At 34.5% G+C, this 19,461-nt stretch carries 12 protein-coding genes; 5 read left to right on the top strand and 7 right to left on the bottom strand.

The genetic code is table 11. From position 1 onward, the window contains the following. Positions 1-162 precede the first annotated feature (162 nt). Positions 163-2,133, top strand: coding sequence for a TonB-dependent receptor domain-containing protein (locus tag B9N71_RS01935; protein ID WP_034911754.1), 1,971 nt, complete (start codon positions 163-165; stop codon positions 2,131-2,133). Between the two features lie 520 nt (positions 2,134-2,653). Here the strand turns inward: B9N71_RS01935 and mmuM are convergent. From mmuM to mfd, 5 genes are all read right to left on the bottom strand, one after another. Beyond that, positions 2,654-3,595, bottom strand: coding sequence for a homocysteine S-methyltransferase (gene mmuM / locus B9N71_RS01940; protein WP_085163919.1), 942 nt, complete (start codon positions 3,593-3,595; stop codon positions 2,654-2,656). Further along, complete coding sequence (gene mmuP, locus B9N71_RS01945) at positions 3,582-4,985, bottom strand: S-methylmethionine permease (RefSeq protein WP_085163920.1); 1,404 nt, start codon at positions 4,983-4,985, stop codon at positions 3,582-3,584. Before mmuP ends, mmuM begins: the two co-directional genes overlap by 14 nt. 89 nt (positions 4,986-5,074) lie before the next feature. Next, positions 5,075-6,367, bottom strand: coding sequence for a DUF945 family protein (locus B9N71_RS01950; RefSeq protein ID WP_085163921.1), 1,293 nt, complete (start codon positions 6,365-6,367; stop codon positions 5,075-5,077). Between the two features lie 313 nt (positions 6,368-6,680). Then, a complete protein-coding gene (locus B9N71_RS01955; RefSeq protein WP_085163922.1) occupies positions 6,681-8,192 on the bottom strand; it encodes a YdgA family protein in 1,512 nt (503 codons plus the stop codon). A gap of 36 nt (positions 8,193-8,228) precedes the next feature. Further along, positions 8,229-11,687, bottom strand: coding sequence for a transcription-repair coupling factor (mfd, locus tag B9N71_RS01960; protein WP_085163923.1), 3,459 nt, complete (start codon positions 11,685-11,687; stop codon positions 8,229-8,231). 158 nt (positions 11,688-11,845) lie between these two features. Here mfd and lolC point away from each other — a divergent pair, with 158 nt between their 5' ends. Genes lolC through lolE form a run of 3 tightly spaced genes read left to right on the top strand, consistent with a single transcriptional unit; the run spans position 11,846 to position 14,996 of the window. Next, positions 11,846-13,048, top strand: coding sequence for a lipoprotein-releasing ABC transporter permease subunit LolC (gene lolC, locus B9N71_RS01965; RefSeq protein ID WP_034911788.1), 1,203 nt, complete (start codon positions 11,846-11,848; stop codon positions 13,046-13,048). Further along, entirely contained in the window at positions 13,041-13,745 is a 705-nt protein-coding gene (lolD, locus tag B9N71_RS01970; protein WP_065590452.1) for a lipoprotein-releasing ABC transporter ATP-binding protein LolD, read from the top strand. The genes lolC and lolD overlap by 8 nt, the downstream gene beginning before the upstream one ends. A 12-nt stretch (positions 13,746-13,757) precedes the next feature. Continuing rightward, a complete protein-coding gene (lolE, locus tag B9N71_RS01975) occupies positions 13,758-14,996 on the top strand; it encodes a lipoprotein-releasing ABC transporter permease subunit LolE (protein WP_085163924.1) in 1,239 nt (412 codons plus the stop codon). 54 nt (positions 14,997-15,050) lie between these two features. Here the strand turns inward: lolE and B9N71_RS01980 are convergent, their stop codons facing one another. Together B9N71_RS01980 and B9N71_RS01985 are read right to left on the bottom strand one after the other, a co-directional pair. Further along, positions 15,051-15,782, bottom strand: a complete 732-nt coding sequence (locus B9N71_RS01980; RefSeq protein ID WP_085163925.1) for a rhomboid family intramembrane serine protease — start codon at positions 15,780-15,782, stop codon at positions 15,051-15,053. A 43-nt stretch (positions 15,783-15,825) separates the two neighbouring features. Beyond that, positions 15,826-16,320 carry a GNAT family N-acetyltransferase gene (locus B9N71_RS01985; protein ID WP_085163926.1) on the bottom strand — a complete coding sequence of 165 codons (495 nt, stop codon included), beginning with the start codon at positions 16,318-16,320 and terminating at the stop codon, positions 15,826-15,828. A gap of 579 nt (positions 16,321-16,899) precedes the next feature. Between B9N71_RS01985 and B9N71_RS01990 the strand changes: the two genes are divergently transcribed. Next, a complete protein-coding gene (locus B9N71_RS01990; protein WP_085163927.1) occupies positions 16,900-18,501 on the top strand; it encodes a hypothetical protein in 1,602 nt (533 codons plus the stop codon). The last annotated feature ends 960 nt before the right edge of the window (positions 18,502-19,461 follow it).

The following is a 19,461-nucleotide window of genomic DNA, read 5'->3' on the forward strand; positions in this document are numbered from 1 at the left end:
TTTTCCTGTTTTTATATAAATGATAATTATTATCATTTAACAAAAAGGATTTGTCTAGCTATAAATAATTTTTTAAAGATATTGATAATCATTCTCATATAGTGTAGTCTTCATATATCTTATAAATCTATAAATGTCATTATAAATAATAGGGTTATAACAATGAAAGCAAAGAAGAAGATTAAATTGGCTACAAATGTCATTAATACTAGTATTTTGTTGTCATTATCGACAGCTGCTATAGCAGCTAGCAATTCAGATACTGACACCATGGTTGTTACTGCATCGGGGTTTTCTCAACAAGTCAAAGAAGCGCCGGCTACCATTTCGGTAATTACACCAGAAGAAATTGAAAAAAAACCTTATCGTGATGTCACAGATGCGTTGAAGGATATTCCTGGAGTAAATATTACTGGTGGTGGTGATTCTACTGATATTAGTATTCGAGGCATGGATGCCAAATATACCCTAATATTAGTAGATGGCAAAAAGGTTAGTACCCGCGAAACAAGACCAAATAGTGATAATTCAGGATTTGAACAAGGATGGTTACCACCATTAACGGCAATTGAACGTATTGAGGTTGTGCGAGGCCCTATGTCGTCATTATATGGTTCTGATGCGATGGGAGGGGTTGTTAATATTATTACCAAAAAAGTGTCAAATAAATGGCAAAGTGGTATACGTTTAGAATCGGTTATTCCTTATCGTTCAAAAGAAAAAGATACATATACTGGCAGTTTTTCGACCATGGGACCGATTATTGATGACGTTTTAGGTATACAACTTTATGGGCAGTATTCAAATCGTCATGAAGATAAATTTCTTGCTGGTCATGCAGGACAAAAATTACGTAGTTTAAATGGTAAATTGTCTTTAAATGCTACAGACACACAAAAATTTGATCTCGATTTTGGACGAGCTTTACAAAATAGTAATGCAACTGCAGGAAAAACAAGAGATAAATCTAGAAGTGATTTTAATAGAGATAATAGACGAAATACGTTTGCTTTAACACATAATGGTTTGTTTGGTGATGTTTCTACAACTTCATTTGTCTCTTATGAAGGAAATAATAATCCAAAAAGGAACATGAAAATTCGTAATACGGATGTAGATACACGTGTTACTATTCCTTTTAGTATTAACATGCTGACTTTAGGCGGAAAATATAATTATCAAGAGTTGCATGACGAAGGAAATCAACTAAAAACGACATTATCTAAAATTGATCGTTGGAATTATGCGTTATTTGGAGAAGATGAGTTACGTATTTTAGAAAATTGGAGTTTAACATTAGGATTACGTTATAACAAAGATGAAAATTATGGTAGCAACTGGAACCCAAGAGTTTACAGTGTGTGGAATATTGATGATAACTTTACGTTAAAAGGCGGTTATTCTACTGGTTATGCTACACCACAATTACGTTATGTGGTGACAGATTGGGGGCAAGTTACTGGTGGTGGATATTCTGATGGTGTAATCATTGGAAATCCAGATTTAAAACCAGAAAAAACAAATAATTTCGAAATTGGTATAGGTTATACCAATGATTATGGTATTGATGCCTCTGCAACTGCATTTTACACAAAATATAAAGACAAAATTCAATCATATTATATTTGTAATCGTAAAAAAGGAAGCAAGTGCTTGTTGAATGGTTATAGTAAAAAATTTGACTTTATACAAGGCCGTGAAAATGTTGGCAAAGCTGATCTTAAAGGCTTTGAATTTTCATTTAAAACGCCTTTATTTACTGATTTCCTATTAACATCTAACTATTCTTGGACAAAAACAGAACAAAAAAGTGGGCAATTTAAAGGACGATCTTTAAATCGAACCCCTAAACAAAAATTCAATACTCAATTAGATTGGTATGTCACCCAACAATGGGATTTATGGACAAAAATGGCCTATTATGGCATGGAATCGTCTAATAACCGTGATGGCACAAAAGTTGAATATCCTGGTTATACTTTCTGGGACATCGGTGCATCTTATCAAATACATAAACAAGCTAAGGTTTATGCTGGTGTTTATAATCTATTTGATAAAAATGTAACTAACGATGATTTTGGTAAAACCTTAGAAGGTAGACGATACTTTGTTGGGACTGAGGTTAATTTTTAATCACTAAGTAAATTTAATTTTGTCTATAATTTTAAGGCGGCTTTTTAATATAGCTGCCTTTTTAATGATATTATTCAATTAAATATTATTTAATCTGATCTTACAATTAAATTTGTGTATTCATTTATTTATAAATTGCTTAATACGGTAATTTATTAAAAAATGGACATATTCATCCAAAACAAGAAAAGTGAAACGAGTCGGTTTATTTTAGAAAAGTTAATTGCTTCCTTCAAATGATAGATAGTAAAAATTTAGGATGGAACATTGCACTTATTTGTAGTGCTATTAATTGCGATTTATAATCAAATGAATTAAGTTTAATAATTAATTGTTCAGTAGCTTTTCATTGTACTAGGGAATTATTGACTGGACTATCAGGCTTTAACTTGATAGAAGATAAAAATCAAGTGTTTAACTGATGGTTTTGTTGGTTTAATTTGATTGGATTTGAAGCCGTTTAAGATATTATGGCAAAACTACAATAGTTCTTCATACTCAAAATCCAATCACAATAAAATTAATAATCCTTTAATAATCTCACAATCTCTTTAATATCATTCGGTGTTGTTTGGCAGCAACCGCCAATTAATTTTGCACCTAATTTTGTCCAGATTGGTAGTTGATTTTTGAAGGTGCAATCATGTTGATGGTTCTTGTGCCACTGTTTTGTTATTGGATCATATTGTTCACCTGAATTTGGATAAACAATTAATGGTTTGGTTGTAAGCTTATTTAGCACTTCTAATGCTGGAGTAACACTTTCTAACGCAATGCAGTTAATACCAAGGCTTACAATTTGCTCGAAGTTGTTTAAATAATCTATTACTTGTGATAATGGTGTGCCATCGCTAAGATGCTGGGCATCTTTTAATGTAAACGAAAACCATGCATTGATAGTTGGAAACTGCTGTATCAATTTAACTAACGCTTTAATTTCAGCAAAAGAAGGTAGAGTTTCACAAGCAAGGATATCAACTTGGGCATTAATCAAGGCTTGAATGCGATCACGGTGAAAATCAATAAATTCAGCTTCAGTTAGTTGATATTCGCCAGTATATTCTGACCCATTAGCAAGATATGCTCCATAGGGGCCAACTGACCCAGCAATCAGTAATGTTTTATTTTGTTTTGTTTCATTCAAATACTGCTGTTTAGCTTGCTGTGCAAGTTCAACGCTTTTTTTTATTAATTTGATAGATTCATCAAACGTAATTCCTTTTTTTTCAAACCCTACTGGTGTGGCTTGATAGCTGGCGGTGATAGCGCAATCGGCGCCAGCTTTAAAATAGTCATAATGAACTTGATAGATCAGTTCGGGCTTTTCAATTAATACTTTTGCCGACCATAGGCTATCATTAAGATCGCATCCACGGCGTTGTAGTTCACTGGCTAGTGCACCATCAATAATAATGTGATTTTTTTGTTTGAATAGTGCACTAATTGGATTATAACTTGTCATTTTTTACTGCTCGTTTTTGATAAGATTGGGTAAAGTGATGCGCAATAAAACAGACAATTACAAAAGGAATACCGCAATAAAGCGCAATGCGTTGTTCTGGATCGAATGCTAAACCAATGCAAGCAATCAAACACAGAATAAACCCTAAAATTGGCACAAAAGGGTAAAATGGTGCTTTATATTTTAAGGCATTTTTTTGATTTTCAGATAGTTGCTTTCTAAAAAAGTAATGTGAAATGCAAATACTTAACCAAACTGCTACCACGGCGAAGCCAGAAATAGCGGTTAATGCTACAAATACAGTATCAGGAGCTATCACGCTTGAAAATAACGCTAACAATCCACCAAGCATACTTACTGCAATAGCGATCATTGGAATACCTTTATTGGTTAATTTAGCAAAGCACTTTGGTAGTGTACCTTGATTAGACAACGACCACATCATACGCCCAGAGGCATAAAGTCCTGAATTAGCGGCTGATAAAATAGCGGTTACAATAACAAAATTAAATATATCAGCAGCATATGGAATACCGATATTTTCAAATACCATTACAAATGGACTAGTAATAACGCCAGCTTGATCCATAGGTAGTAGAGAGGCTAACACAATAATGGTTCCAATAAAAAAGAGAATCAATCTTAAAATTGTTGTTTTAATGGCAAGTGGAATCGATTTTTCGGGATTATGAGTTTCGCCCGCAGCAATACCAATTAACTCGGTACCAGAAAAGGCAAAATTAACTGAAACCATCGTCATGATAATTGGTGTTATACCATTAGGAAACCAGCCATTATCGGTAATATTGTGTAAAAAAGGTGCTGGCATGTCATTTTTCATAGGAACAAAACCAAAGATAGCAGCAGCTCCAGCAACAATAAAAATAATAATAGTGATGACTTTAATGATTGAAAACCAAAATTCACTTTCGGCAAAGAATTGAGCGGTTATAATGTTTAATGCAAAGATTACGATACAAAAAATTAAACACCAAATCCAGACCGAAACAGTAGGGAACCAATACTTCATACATAATCCAGCTGCGGTTAGACTTGAACCAAGTGCCACTGTCCAAGTTAACCAATACAGCCAAGCAACGGTATAACCAGTGCCAGGACTAATAAAGCGAGAAGCATAAGTGTGAAATGCACCTGTTTCAGGCATAGCGACAGCCAGTTCGCCTAGGCACAACATCACTAAATAAACAACTAATGCACCAATTAAATAAGCAATAATAGCGCCAATAGCCCCAGCAGTAGCAATAATATAACCAGTATTAAAAAATAAACCTGTGCCAATAACGCCACCCAGTGACAACATAATTAAATGACGGGTTTTCATGGTTCGTTTAAATTGGTTTTCTGTTGTGGATGATGAATTTGTATTCATAAATTTTTTTGCTTAAGTTAAAAATAATAAGATTCCGCCAAAATTAGTGGCGGAACTAAATAGGTTAATTTGAATAATAAATTAGCTAATTATAATTGTTCAAAGAATTCTTCTTTTGTTACTTTTTTACCATTTACGTTAACTTCATCACTATCTTTGGTTAGGCTTATATCAGAATAGATACCTTTGGTTTTACCATTGCTTGAAGTAAAATATTGAGAGCTACTAATGAAAAATGCGGACATCATTTGTAGGTTTTGATTTGCTTTAGCAATTTGTTCTGGTGTTACCGTGTTAGAGTTAGGGTTTTCGATCTGTGCGGACGTATACGCTAATACATCAAATGGTGCTTCAAGTTTTAATTTTAGTGAGTCAATTTTATCGTAATCAGCTTCATCAATAGCTGTACTATCTACATCAGACATACTGAAAATTAGGTTAAGATTAATATCGCCTGCAGGATTGTGCCAATTCAATTTATTTAACGAAAAATTAATATAATGCTTTTGTTCTGTATCATCTGAGTCAGGATAACCTATTCCCAATTGATTAGTGAATAGATGCTTATCAAGTCCTTTAAAATCAATATTTATCGAGCCATAACCTAGATTTTGTTGTCCATAAATAATTGAATCTACACTACTTGAAAATGATCCATCGACAGTATTAGTGACATCATTTAGGACATTTTTTTCGTCCATAACGAATTTATTAATAACAACCGAAACTGGTTTTGAATTAAATGATGCAGGGTAGGTTAATAAAATTTTATCAATTTCAATTTTAGTTGATATGTCAGAGCCAGTAGTATAACTACCAAAGGTGTACTTGCCTTCACCAAGTTCTAATGCACTATCAATTCTTGGAAAGAATGGAACTTCATTTTGGGTAACTTTTATTGCTTTGCTTGCTAGTTTAACAGTGATATATTCGCCATAACTTATACCTGCATGTCCTGTAATAAAAGGCTGATTGCCCGCTAGCTTCCAAAGTGTCGGATTAGTTTGTTCGCTCATTTCATATTCTAACCAAGCCATTTTAGGCGCAAAACTTCCTTTGGCGAGTGCAGCGATAGGAAATGGACCATGATGAATAGTAACATCATCAGAAAATAAGGTTTTAGGTTGAGCATCGTCGCCTGTAGCATTTTGGAGTGATGCTGTAATAGTTAAATGCAATTTAGTTGAAAAGATATTCTTTTCATAATTACTTTTTATAATATTAAACGTGAAATCGTTTTGAGTTTGATTAATTTTGTTTGTAATTTGTACCAATTCATTATCGATGTTATTTTCGATCATGTTGCCTGTATGCCATGCAGTGCCTACGTAAGCAACCCCTAATACAGCAAATATTCCTATAGCAAGTGTGGTTTTTTTCATTATAGATCTCTTAGTTATTTATTATATTTTAAATTATCATTCCTGATGATTTATAAAATCAACTAGAAAATTTTTAACATATTCAACGTGATAAATTAATTGTAATCCTAGTTGTTATAATTTTAATCGATTTGAGCTTTCTAGGCGATAGTTTTTTGATGTTTTGTAAAATGCACCTATACAAGTTTAAATAAGTACCTTAGCATATTATGGTGCATATATTGTTAACTACTACGCTTGAATCTAAAATAATCGCCAAATTAACCAATATCATTGAAACATTTTATAATTTTTTTAGTGTCGCTAAAATAAATTAGAAATTTCCAAAAAAATCTTTTTTATCTAGTAATTGTCCATTTACCTTTACGCTTTGATTGCCTTTTGTATACTCCACATTAGAATAGATACCTTCTGTTTGATCTTTATTAAAGATAAAAAATGGTGATCTACTAAAAAACATTTTGGCATTGTTTTTTATTACAGCGCTTTCTTTTGCAATTTGTTCTGATGTAACTTGCTTAGTGTTAGGGTTTTGGATTTGTGCGGACAAACTAGCTAAAACATCAAACGGAGCTTCGAGATTGAATTTAAGTGTATTTATTTTGTCATAGTTTTCTACATCAGTATTTGAGCTATTTATTTCTGATATATTAAACAATAAGTTAACATTAATGTCGCCACTAGCATTGTGCCAATTCAATTTATTTAACGAAAATTCAATATTGTGTTTGTCGCTCTCACTTATGTCAGGATCAGTTGTTTCAAAGTGAGGATCGAAAAATTGTCTACCAACCCCTTTGAAGTCAATATCAAATGATCCACTACCTAGATTTTGTTGACCGTAAATAATCGAACCAATACGACTTACAAGCGAACCTTCAATTGTATTATTGCTGTCATTTAAGATATTTTTTTGACTCATCACAATTTTGTCAATAATCACTGATTCGTTTTTCGGTGTGGATGATTTGAAATTTAATGTAATTTTATCAATACTGCTTTGCTCATCAATATTTCGATTTTTGTAGTTAGCACGACCTTTTGATTTTAAGTTGTCAATATTAAAATTCCCTTTTGAAAGATAGCTATCAAAACTGTAGTTAATATTGCCAATATTAAATTCATAATCGATGTCTTCTGTGGTAGTCAGTGGCTTTAATGACAGTTTAAAGTCATCAAAGTTAAAATGATGGGTATCGTCAGAAAGAAAAACTAATTTATCCAGTTTGATTTCAGCCTTGATGTCAGAACCATCGGTATAGCTACTAAAGGTATAACTGCCGTTACTGATATCTAAGATACTATCATGAATGGTTGGGATTTCGTTTTGCGAGGCTTTAATCGCTTTGCTTGCTAGTTTAACGGTAATATATTCGTCATAACTCACGCTTGTATGTCCACTAATAAACGGTCGATTGCCCGCTAGTTTCCACAGTGTTGGATTTGCTTGTTGACTCATTTCATATTGTAACCAAGCCAATTGTGGGGAAAAAGTCCCTTTTGCAAGCGCAGCAATAGGAAAAGGACCATGATGGATAGTGACATCGTCATCAAATAAGTTTTTTGGATAACTACCTTGAATAGTCGATTCACGTGGTGATACGGTCACTGTTAGATGTACTTTTGTTGAAAAAATACCTTTGTCATAATGGTTTTTAGTAACGGAAAATGTGAAAAGATCTTGGGACAGGTTAACTTTGTTTGTGATTAGTGCTAATTGGTCATCAATATGCTCTTCAATCATATTACCGCTGTACCATGATGTACCTGCATAAGCCATACCTAATACAGCAATTATTCCTATAGTAAGTGTGCTTTTTTTCATTGTGGCTCTCTTAGTCGTTTATTGTAATTATAGTTATCATTCTTGATGACTTGCAAAATCAGACAACAAATTTTTAATATATTCAATGCGATCGATTCGTTGCAATTCTGATTTTTGTAATTTTAATCGATTTGAACTTTCTAAGCGATAATTTTTTGGTTCTTTTTGAATTATTTCAATTAAGTAATCGACTGACACCTTATTATTATTACCGAATTCAATATAACCGCCTTTTTCACCAAATTCAATCTTAGTAATGCCTAATTGAGTTGCGTGATAACGGATTTTGGTAGTTTCTAGTAAAAAAAGCACTGCATCGGGCAATTTACCAAAACGATCTCGCATTTCAACTTGAATATCGGTGAGTTCGATAAGATCGGTGATACTCGCAATACGTTTATATAGTGATAAACGTGTATTAACATCGGGAATAAAATCATCAGGAATAAGTGTTGGTAAGCGTAACTCAATTTCTGTTTGTTGATTATTGAGTAATGATTCTAGTGTTGGTTCTTTGCCTTCTTTTAGTGACTTAACAGCGTCATCAAGCAGTTCAATATAAAGATTAAAGCCGATAGTTTCGATTTGACCACTTTGATCACTGCCAAGCAGCTCGCCAGCACCACGAATTTCAAGATCGTGTGTGGCTAGAGCAAAACCTGCACCTAAATCTTCAAGTGAGGCAATTGCTTCTAGGCGTTTTTTTGCATCTTTAGTGAGTAATTTAGGATGTGGAGTTAATAGATAAGCATAAGCCTGATGATAAGAACGTCCAACTCGTCCTCTGAGCTGATGTAACTGGGCTAAACCAAATTTATCGGCACGATCAATGATAATGGTATTGGCATTAGGAATGTCGATACCAGTTTCAACAATGGTTGTACAAACAAGTATGTTAAAACGTTGATGATGAAAGTCATTCATTACGCGCTCTAAGTCGCGTTCATGCATTTGCCCATGACCAATGGTAATTCGCGCTTCGGGCACCAGCTCTGCCAGTTTTTCGCTTACTTTTTCGATATCAGAAATATCATTGTGTAAGTAATAAATCTGACCACCACGTAAAATTTCACGCAAAATGGCTTCTCTAATCACGAGATCATCATATTCTCTAACAAAGGTTTTCACTGCTAAACGGCGAGCTGGAGGAGTCGCAATAATAGAAAGATCCCGCATACCACTCATTGCCATGTTGAGGGTTCTTGGAATTGGCGTTGCGGTTAGTGTTAGAATATCAATGTTTGCTCGCATTGCTTTAATTCGTTCTTTTTGGCGGACGCCAAAACGATGTTCTTCATCAACAATCAACAGGCCTAAATCTTTCCATTTGATATCTTCTTGTAACAATTTATGTGTGCCAATTACAATATCAATTTTGCCTTCACCAAGAGCTTCTATAATACTTTTTTGTTGTTTGGCGGTTTTGAATCGAGACAGGCTTTCTATGCGAATTGGCCAGTTTGCAAAGCGATCACAAAAGCTTTCGTAATGTTGTTCTGCAAGTAAAGTTGTAGGAACTAAAACTGCTGTTTGTTTATGATTAATAACGGCTAAAAAAGCAGCTCGGATCGCTACTTCTGTTTTACCAAATCCAACATCACCACAGACTAATCTATCCATGGCATAAGGAGAGCACATATCGCCAATTACTGCCCCAATGGCATTTTGTTGATCATCAGTTTCTTGATAAGGAAACCCTTGGCAAAATAGTTCATACTGCTCTCGGTCTTGTTTAAATTCAAATCCGGGTTTACTTTCACGTTCAGCGTAAATATCTAGTAATTCAGCTGCAACATCTCGTACTTTTTCGGCCGCTTTTTGCCGTGCTTTGCTCCATGCATCAGTACCTAATTTATTCAATGGTGCGTTCTCTTCATCGCCACCAGAATAACGGCTAATTAGATTTAATGATGAAACAGGAACATAAAGCTTGGTGTCATTAGCATATAATAGAATAAGATATTCAGCCGTAATCCCACCTGTTTCTAATGAGGTAAGTCCTGCATATCGACCAACGCCATGTTCTAAATGGACAACGGGTTTGCCGGGTGTTAGCTCAGCTAAACTACGAATAAGTGAATCAGTATTGATAGCTTGTTTATTTTCTTTTTTGCGACGAACTACTCGTCGTCCTAATAGCTCATTTTCAGTAATAAAGGCAAAATTATCTTGCTGATTGATAAAGCCCTGTTCACTAGCTCCAACGATTAAATAAAATCGGCTATCACTGTTTTTTCTTTCATCAAGTAAATTGATGGTAGTGGGATGAATACGAATTCGTCCAAGAATTTCTTGTAAAGCCTCTTTGCGTCCTTCTGATTCAACCGAAAAGATGATTGTTCCTGCAAAATTTTCAACAAATTTTTGAAATTGCAAATAAGGATCTTTTTGTTGGATCTCAATAGCAATATTAGGTAATGCTACATAAGGCAAATTAACGTTTTTATTTGATTCAATCGTTATTGCATGCGATAAAACCATTCTTGGGTAGTTTTTGAAATTGGCAAAAATCTCGTCAGTTTTAGACCAAATAACATTTGGTGCAAGTAATGGTCGCATAGGATCGACTTTGCGACTTTCATAACGTTGGGTAATATCTTGCCAATATTTGTTAGCACATTGCTCAATATTAACTGTATTGATAATTAAGCTATTTGTTAAAAAATAAGAAAATAGAGGTGTTAATGGTTCGTTAAAAAACAGTGCTTGCCAATATTCAATACCGGTTGGCAAAATATTTTTACTAACTTGTTGATAGATGCTTTCTGAGTCTAATCTAACCTCAAATTGTTCTCGCCATTGACTACGAAACAACTCAATAGCTGTTTTATCGAAAGGAAACTCATGGGCTGGTAGCAATTGTATTTCAGCAATTTCACCAAAGGTACGTTGAGTTTCGACATCAAAAGTACGGATACTGTCGATTTCATCATCAAAAAAATCGATGCGATAAGGCTTATCACTGCCCATGGGGTAGATATCAAAAAGTGCTCCACGAGTAGCATATTCGCCATGCTCCATAACTTGGCTGACTGAACGATAGCCAGCAGTTTCAAGTTGAAGGCGTAAATGTTCTCGGCTAATTTGTAAGCCTTTTTTCATCATAAAAACATGTCCACCCAAATAACTTTGTGGACAGACTTTTTGCATTAAGGTATTAATGGGTAAAATTAACGCCCCTTTGGTTAAATGTCCAAGATGATAAAGGCAAGATAAGCGTTCTGATACGATATCTTGATGAGGAGAAAAGCTGTCATAAGGCAATGTTTCCCAATCTGGAAAGATAATAGAAGGGAAGGATGTAAACTGCTTTAGTTCTTCATGAATGCGCGAAGTTTGTTGCATATCATCAGTGACAATCACAACTATACCTTCATGTGCATCTATAGCTTGAGCGCAAAATTGTGATAAGGAAGAGCCAACTAGCTGCCCAATTTGCTTTACTTCACCTGATTTTTGAGGAATTAAGTTTGAAATATTAACTGTTTTAGACATGATGAGTTCGTTGATGTCGCTGAAAATTTATTGTCAGATTATAACGTAAGTATGAGGTTGTTTTCTATAACTGTTTAATCCTGTATGATAAGCACCTTGCATTTAACTAGCAAAACTTTGTAAAAAAGTTTCAGGTAATATATACGTTTATGTCAAAAATATTTCGTCCATTAGTATTTTTTATTGGTTTGCGCTATGTATACGGGCAAAAAACGGATGGGTTTGGTCGCTTTGTATCATGGTTGTCGATGATTGGGATTATGTTAGGTTCAATTGGTCTAATTGTGGTCTTATCAGTCATGAACGGGCTTGAAGATCAGATGCAAAGTAGTATTTTAAAGTTTTTACCTCAAGCCCAGATCACAACACCACAAGGTAGGATAGATCCTAAGGTCATTACTCGTGAGCAATTTAATCAGATTCAAGGTGTTAATCGTATTAGTTCTTTGGTGTCGAGTGATGTGGTTTTGCAAAGTGAGCAAAGTATCACTGTAAGTACACTAATGGGCATTAACCCAGAAGATGATGATCCTATTAATGATTATATCTATAGTGGATCGTTCTTAGATCTTCAAGCAGGGCAATACAATGTTATCATAGGGCAAACGTTAGCTAATCAATTAGGTGTAACCGTTGGCGATAAAATACGTTTAATGGTAACAGATGCAAGTCAAATTACCCCAGTTGGGCGTATACCTTCCCAGCGTTTATTTAATATTGTAGGACTGTTTACGGTTAACCACGATATCAATCAAACGCTTATTTATGTCAATCAATCTGACGCTAAAAACTTATTACGTTATCCTCCTAATATGATTAGCAGTTGGCGCCTATTTTTAGATAAACCACTTGATATTGCCTCGATAACCAATACCCCATTACCTGAAGGATTAGTCTTTAAAGATTGGCGAGCTAAACGCGGTGAATTATTTCAAGCCATTAAAATGGAAAAAAATGTCATGGGATTACTTATTAGCCTGATTGTGATTGTTGCGGCTTTTAACATTATTACTTCATTAAGCTTGTTGGTGATGGAAAAGCAAGGCGAAGTCGCTATTTTAAAAACACAAGGTCTGTCTCGCTTTAAAATTATGTTAATTTTTATTATTCAAGGTGCAAGTTCAGGAATAATTGGCACGTTATTAGGTAGCGCCTTAGGACTGCTACTTGCTATTAACTTAAACGAAATCATGCAATTGTTAGGTTTATCTTTAGCTGGTATCTTGCTACCTTCATTGGTTGAACCATCGCAAATTATTTTAATTATTATTGGATTGCTTATGTTATCGCTAATTTCAACACTTTATCCTGCATATCGTGCAGCCAATATTCAACCTGCCGAGGCTTTACGTTATGAATAATTCACAAATATTACTAAGTGCCAAAAATCTTTATAAAACTTATAACGAAGGCAAAATGGTGACCGAGGTTTTAAAAAATGTCTCGTTTGACATTTATTCACAATCATTACTCGCCATTATAGGTAGTTCAGGATCAGGTAAAAGCACTTTACTGCATTTGCTTGGTGGCTTAGATAATCCCACATCTGGCGAAATTATTTTTAAATCACATCAGTTAAATCAATTATCTGAACAAGAAAAGGCACGTCTACGCAATCAAGAAATTGGCTTTGTTTACCAATTTCACCACCTATTGCCTGACTTTACCGCGCTTGAAAATGTAGCCATGCCACTATTAATTGGCGGCGTTTTACCCAACGAAGCTAAAAAACGGGCTATGGCAATGCTAGAGTCGGTTAATTTAGTCAAACGAGCAAATCATCGTCCTTCCGAGTTGTCTGGTGGAGAACGCCAACGAGTGGCAATAGGGCGTGCATTAATTAATAACCCCGCTTTAGTAATGGCTGATGAGCCAACAGGTAACCTTGATAAATCAACAGCCGATTCTATTTTTGAGCTACTGATTAAATTAAATCGTGAACACGGAACTGCGTTTTTGGTTGTTACACATGATCTTGAGCTTGCCAATAAACTTGATAAACAAATGGTGATGAGAGATGGTCAACTTTCTGATAGCGCATCATCAGATAACAATTAATGGATAATTAATATGAATTTATCTTTAATTACCGCCATAAAATTTCGAAAAGGGCGTCGTAAAAGTGGTATGGTGTCATTAATTTCGATTATCTCAACACTCAGCATTGCTATTGGTATTGCGGCATTAATTATTGGCTTAAGTGCCATGAATGGCTTTGAGCGTGAATTACACAATCGAGTGTTATCGGTAGTGCCACATGGACAATTCTATCCAAAATACGGCAATTTAGATAATTGGCAACACGTTCAACAAGAACTTAAAGACAATAGTAATATTGTATCAGCCTTACCATTTGTTAATTTTACTGGATTAATTGAAAACGGTAGTAAGCTTGGTGCAGTACAAGTACAAGGTCTTGACCCTGAACAAGAAATGCAATTTAGTTCACTACCGAATTATGTACTGAATAAAAAATGGCAAGATTTTAAGCCCGATAGTCAACAAATTATTATTGGTGCTGGGCTTGCTAAAAATTTATCAGTGAGTGAAGGGGGATGGGTTTCTTTATTAATTCCTGTTTCGAGTAGTCCAAATCAACTCAAACCACCTAAAAGAGTCCGTTTGCAAGTAGTAGGGATTTTAGAATTAAGTGGCAGCTTGAGTAATAATATGGCAATAATTCCATTAACAGATGCGCAGAAATTACTAAATATGGGCGATAGCGTTACAGGCGTTATGGTAAATGTAAAAGACGTTTATCAATCCAATAACCTTATTGGTCAAGCAGCATTAGGGCTTGACGAAGATCTGTTATTTAATAGCTGGGAACAGACGTTTGGCTTTATGTATCGTGATATTCAAATGATTAGGCAAATCATGTATCTGGCCATGATTGTGGTCATTGGCGTGGCTTGTTTTAATATTGTATCCACTTTAGTCATTGCCGTAAAAGATAAACAGCGTGATATTGCCATATTAAAGACCCTAGGCGCAACTAATCGTTTAATCAAACATATTTTTATATGGTATGGGGTGATTTCAGGGTTAATTGGCAGTCTAATTGGAGTTATTTTAGGCGTAATACTGTCATGGCAACTTTCTAACATCATGGGCTTTATTGAGTCATTAATGGGGCATAAAATCTTAAATAGCAATATCTATTTTATCGATTTTTTACCATCCGAAATTCATCTGTTTGATGTGGTGATAGTGTTTATAACTGCCATGTTACTTAGCTTAATTGCTAGCTATTATCCAGCTAAACGTGCTTGTAAGATTGAGCCTGCACGGATTTTAAATAGCTTTTAAATAGCTTTTGTATAAATTAGGCGCTGTTTAATGATAATCAGCGCCTTTTTATTATTAATAATAGACATAATAACCATTAGGTAAAGCATAGTGCATATATTGCACATAGATCCCCAATGCAGTCACAATAAATACAAGACCAATAATAAGTAGAGTTAACTTACTTGGGTATTTGAACATTTTAATACATAACGAAACAGCCCCACCAAGTACAAAACCAGCACAAGCACCACCAATATGCGCCATATTATCGATAGATGGCAATAACCCTAACCCAGCAGTTAATACTAAACTCACCAGCATTGCTTTGACTGGCATTTCTTGTATATTGGTTTTAAACACCAAACAATAAGCCAACAATGCGGTAATAATACCCAAAATAGCACCCGAGGCACCACAGCTAATCACATTTTGATTGATGGTGGCAATATCGCTTGATAAGCTTCCTACTAGCCCTGAAAAAAAGTAAATGCCAACAAAAGCAAGGCAAGGAATGCGCTGTTCTAAAATAGGACCAATGCTCCATAATGCCAGCATATTCATAGCTAAATGAGTAAAACTGACATGCATAAATAAATTAGTAAACATGCGCCAATATTGGCCAGAAAAAGTTAACTCCGCAACATCGGCTCCCCAATCAATCAAAAAATGATTTTCATATAATGGCGAAAACCCACGGCTATCAACTAGCCGAAATGCAAAAAAACACAGAATATTGATTACTACCAGCGTTGTTGTGATTTTAGATTGACTGGCGTAATATTTAATATCATTAAAGGTGCTCATTAAAAATCCTTTTGAATAGGTAAATTTTATCGATAGAGGTCAGTTAATCTAACCGTTTACCTAATATCACTAAATCACGCTGAACATTATCTAATTCAGCAATTTTTGGAAGAAGCCCCCATTGTTGATACTGCATTTTTTTAAATAAATTAACACTAGGTAAGTTATGTCGAAACACATAGCTAAAAATTGCCTCAATTCCAGCTTGTTTAGCAAATTGTTCAATTTTATCCACCATAAATTGACCAATTTTTTTGCCACGAAAATCTTGATGAAGATATAAGCTAATCTCAACGGTTTTATAAAAAGCGGGGCGACCATAAAACGAAGATAAACTAATCCAACCACAAGGTTTATCTTGATATTTAATTAACCAAAGTGGACGATTGTTAGGGTTATGCTGGTAAAACCATTCCAATCGACTTTCAACAGAAACAGGTACTGTATCGGCAGTAACTTGGCGACCAGCAATTGTTGAATTATAAACATCAACAATAAATGGTAAATCTTCTAATGTAGCATCGTGGTAAGTAATCATTTTTTTTTGCTTTAAGTGGTTTAAAGTGAAATTATTGTAATTTTATTATTGTTTATTGGCAATAAAGCATATTTTTTATAGTGAGAAAAATACAGCGTAGAAATGGTTAAATAAAAAATATAGTAAAGTTTTTTATTTTATTTTATTTTTTGTTGTTTTTAGCCAAAAACACCACCAAGACCATTTCCAAAAGCATACCAACAAAAACTTAATTTTATTTATTTAACAAAAAATTACAAATTTTTAACAAAAAACTAGTGAATTTCCATTTAATAGATTATAATTCCACCGCTTTTAATGCAAGGGAGTGCTCATTAGCTGAGGAATATGAGGAATAATTATAAAAAATAAAATTAGAACAATAATTTAAATGGTTGAATAATCGTTATGCGCTATAGTACTTGGTATCTAACCTGCCAAACCTGTGTCCTAAATCTTTTTCAATTTCATCATAGTCAAAATCAGACTCATTTCCTATTTTTATTGCCTAATATAGCGAAATTGCTAGATTTATCGGCCGAATTGCCACCAAGGCTATTACCGATTTCCAAGTTGTTATTCAAGTTCCCACTGGTTTTTATGGCACTGTTATTACTTTCGTATTCGATGAGTTCGCAGGCATTATCGGCGCAGACTTTGCAGGATATTCACGGCACGGCGCCTTATTTAACGTTTGATGGTGGGGTAACAAAAGCAAATGATATTAGTTCATTGTTGGGTATTACGTTATCGGATGGAACAATAATTAAAGCGAACAAAGATAACTCAAGTACAACCAGTCCGATTGAATTACCGAACGCTTTGGATACCTTTGAAACGGTACAAAGTATGGTGCCTTTTCCTCGATCTGGCAATAATAACTACCCGACTATTAATCTCAATGATGTCGTTAATGCCCCATATAACTATGGGCGAGATGATGATGGTGATGATGATGATGGCATCAGTGCGACAGGAAGCATAACGGTAAAGTGGGAAAGTAAGAACGCCAATAATGCCTATGAGGACATTACCTCAATCGTTAAGCGTAACCCTAATAGTTTGCTAAATGTTTGTGATGCGCCATATAGGTTAACTATTAGTTCATCGGGAGGTCTGTTACAGACGCGATCTGGTGTACCAGATCGTATCGACTTTGCCAGTGGAAGTCATACCTATTATATCAATCCTAATAAGGCAATTGTATCGGTGTGCTATGCCCAACCTAATTTGGCTTTTGGCAGTACTTCTAATGGGATGGGGCTTAATGTTGATGGTTCGACGTGGGTGGCTAATAAGGGGTATAAGGTATTAAGTGCTTCGAATAGTGGAAATTATAATGGGGCGTCATCAGTTACTAGCAATAACTTTCCAAGCACTGGTTCGCATGGGTTGTTTTTTTATTTGTTACTTAAAAATATAACCCCAGCTCAAGTGTTAGCAGCTAATGGTAACGTGGTAAGGGCAGAAGAAGGTGGTAATGTCAGTTTGACATTGAGTACAGAGAATACACCACGTTGGCAATATAAAAATTATAATAACTCAGGGGCATTAGGTAATGCCGAGCCAAGTTTAAAAATAACCTTGAAAGGACCAAGATATAACTCAAATAATAAAAGTTTTACACCTGTCACATTCAAACTATATGCCGATAGTTCGAAGACAAAATTATTATATGAATTTAAAATAATGCGCTGGTATATAGCTCAGCCAAATGTTAATTATCGTGGTACAGGTAATGGTTCTAATGCCCAAACACAAGTTAGTAATTATTGTGCAAGTTTTGGTAGTGGCTATCGAATACCAGATGTAAATGACTATACGAATGCAAATGCAAGTCGTTATGGTTGGCGAGGCGGTATTCCAGGAAGAGCCGAAAATAGTGCTCGCGTTGGTTTACCTGTTCGTCAATTAAGCTATCAAGAAAGCACAACAATGTGGCAGGGCGGGCTATTTAATGAATGGGGGTGTATTGTTAACAATTTTGATGCAGAAGATTTGGAAAGCGTTAGATGTAGCGGTTATCCAGGCAGTGACTGGGATATCTATATAGGGTATTGGAGTCGAAGTGTAGGGGTGAATGCAGGAGATTCTCATCGTAATGGAAAAGGACTTGGTGTTCATTCAGCTTTAGGGTTTCCTTATAGTTATGATTTTTACAATGCTAGTGCCATTACTCGTGCAGTTTGCGTAACACCATAACAGAAAAATTCAAAATCACTAAACAAGCCGACGGAAAAATCGGCTTTTATAAAGCCGTATCATATTATTCCACATATGAAATTTTAAAAGTTACCTAAAACGACTTTAGATCTTTAATTTAGTTAGTCCATTTTCCTGTATTAGTTAGTCTACTAAGTCTAACCATTTTTTTGTGCAAATTTTGACAATTTAAACTATCGCCATCTATTTCTCCGTTTATACATTTTTTACGATATTCATTTAGTCTTTCTTTGTTATTTTCAATAATCTTCTACAGTATAAGTTTTTTCATTACATTCAAATAAAAACATGGCAGTAATAAGTACTAATATTTTTTATATAATTCCTTATGCTGTTAACTAATAATTTAAGGTACATAGTAAATTTGCTAATTATAATTGGTTAGTTTTTTAACTCAAAAATAACTTGTCCACCAAGTAATATTGTTAATATTTTTTGTAGTAATAGGGAGTTATCTCGTGTTATATCTACTGTAACGTCAAAACCTAACACCGTATTCTAATTAAAAAATTGCATAAAAAACTAGCCAAGTTTTTTTTAAATGGCTATACTTTAATCACCTTAAAGGAATAGATTATTAAACAATCAAATAAATATAAAAATTAAAATAAATCACTAGGTTACTTGACGGGTGAACCGTAATGCATTATCATTTTAGCCACTAGCACTGGCAAACATATGTCTTAAATTTATCAAATAAACACACTAGTTGGATTTTTAGCCCCGCCACGTTTATATTTTCAAAGTTATCTTCCAAATTATTATCAAAATTATTCCGATGGATTTGTTCTACAAAAGTGGTTTGTGAATCGTGGAGAGAGCGATTGGCATGTCCACACTTTTTAGTACCAAAAAAAGATAAGGTCATCGATTTCTTTTGTATTCAATCGGCGACTGGTAATTTAATGTTGAATGAATTCGATTATAATTAAACCAATC

The sequence above is a fragment of the Gilliamella bombi genome (assembly GCF_900103255.1).
In the GTDB taxonomy this organism is placed as follows: domain Bacteria; phylum Pseudomonadota; class Gammaproteobacteria; order Enterobacterales; family Orbaceae; genus Gilliamella; species Gilliamella bombi.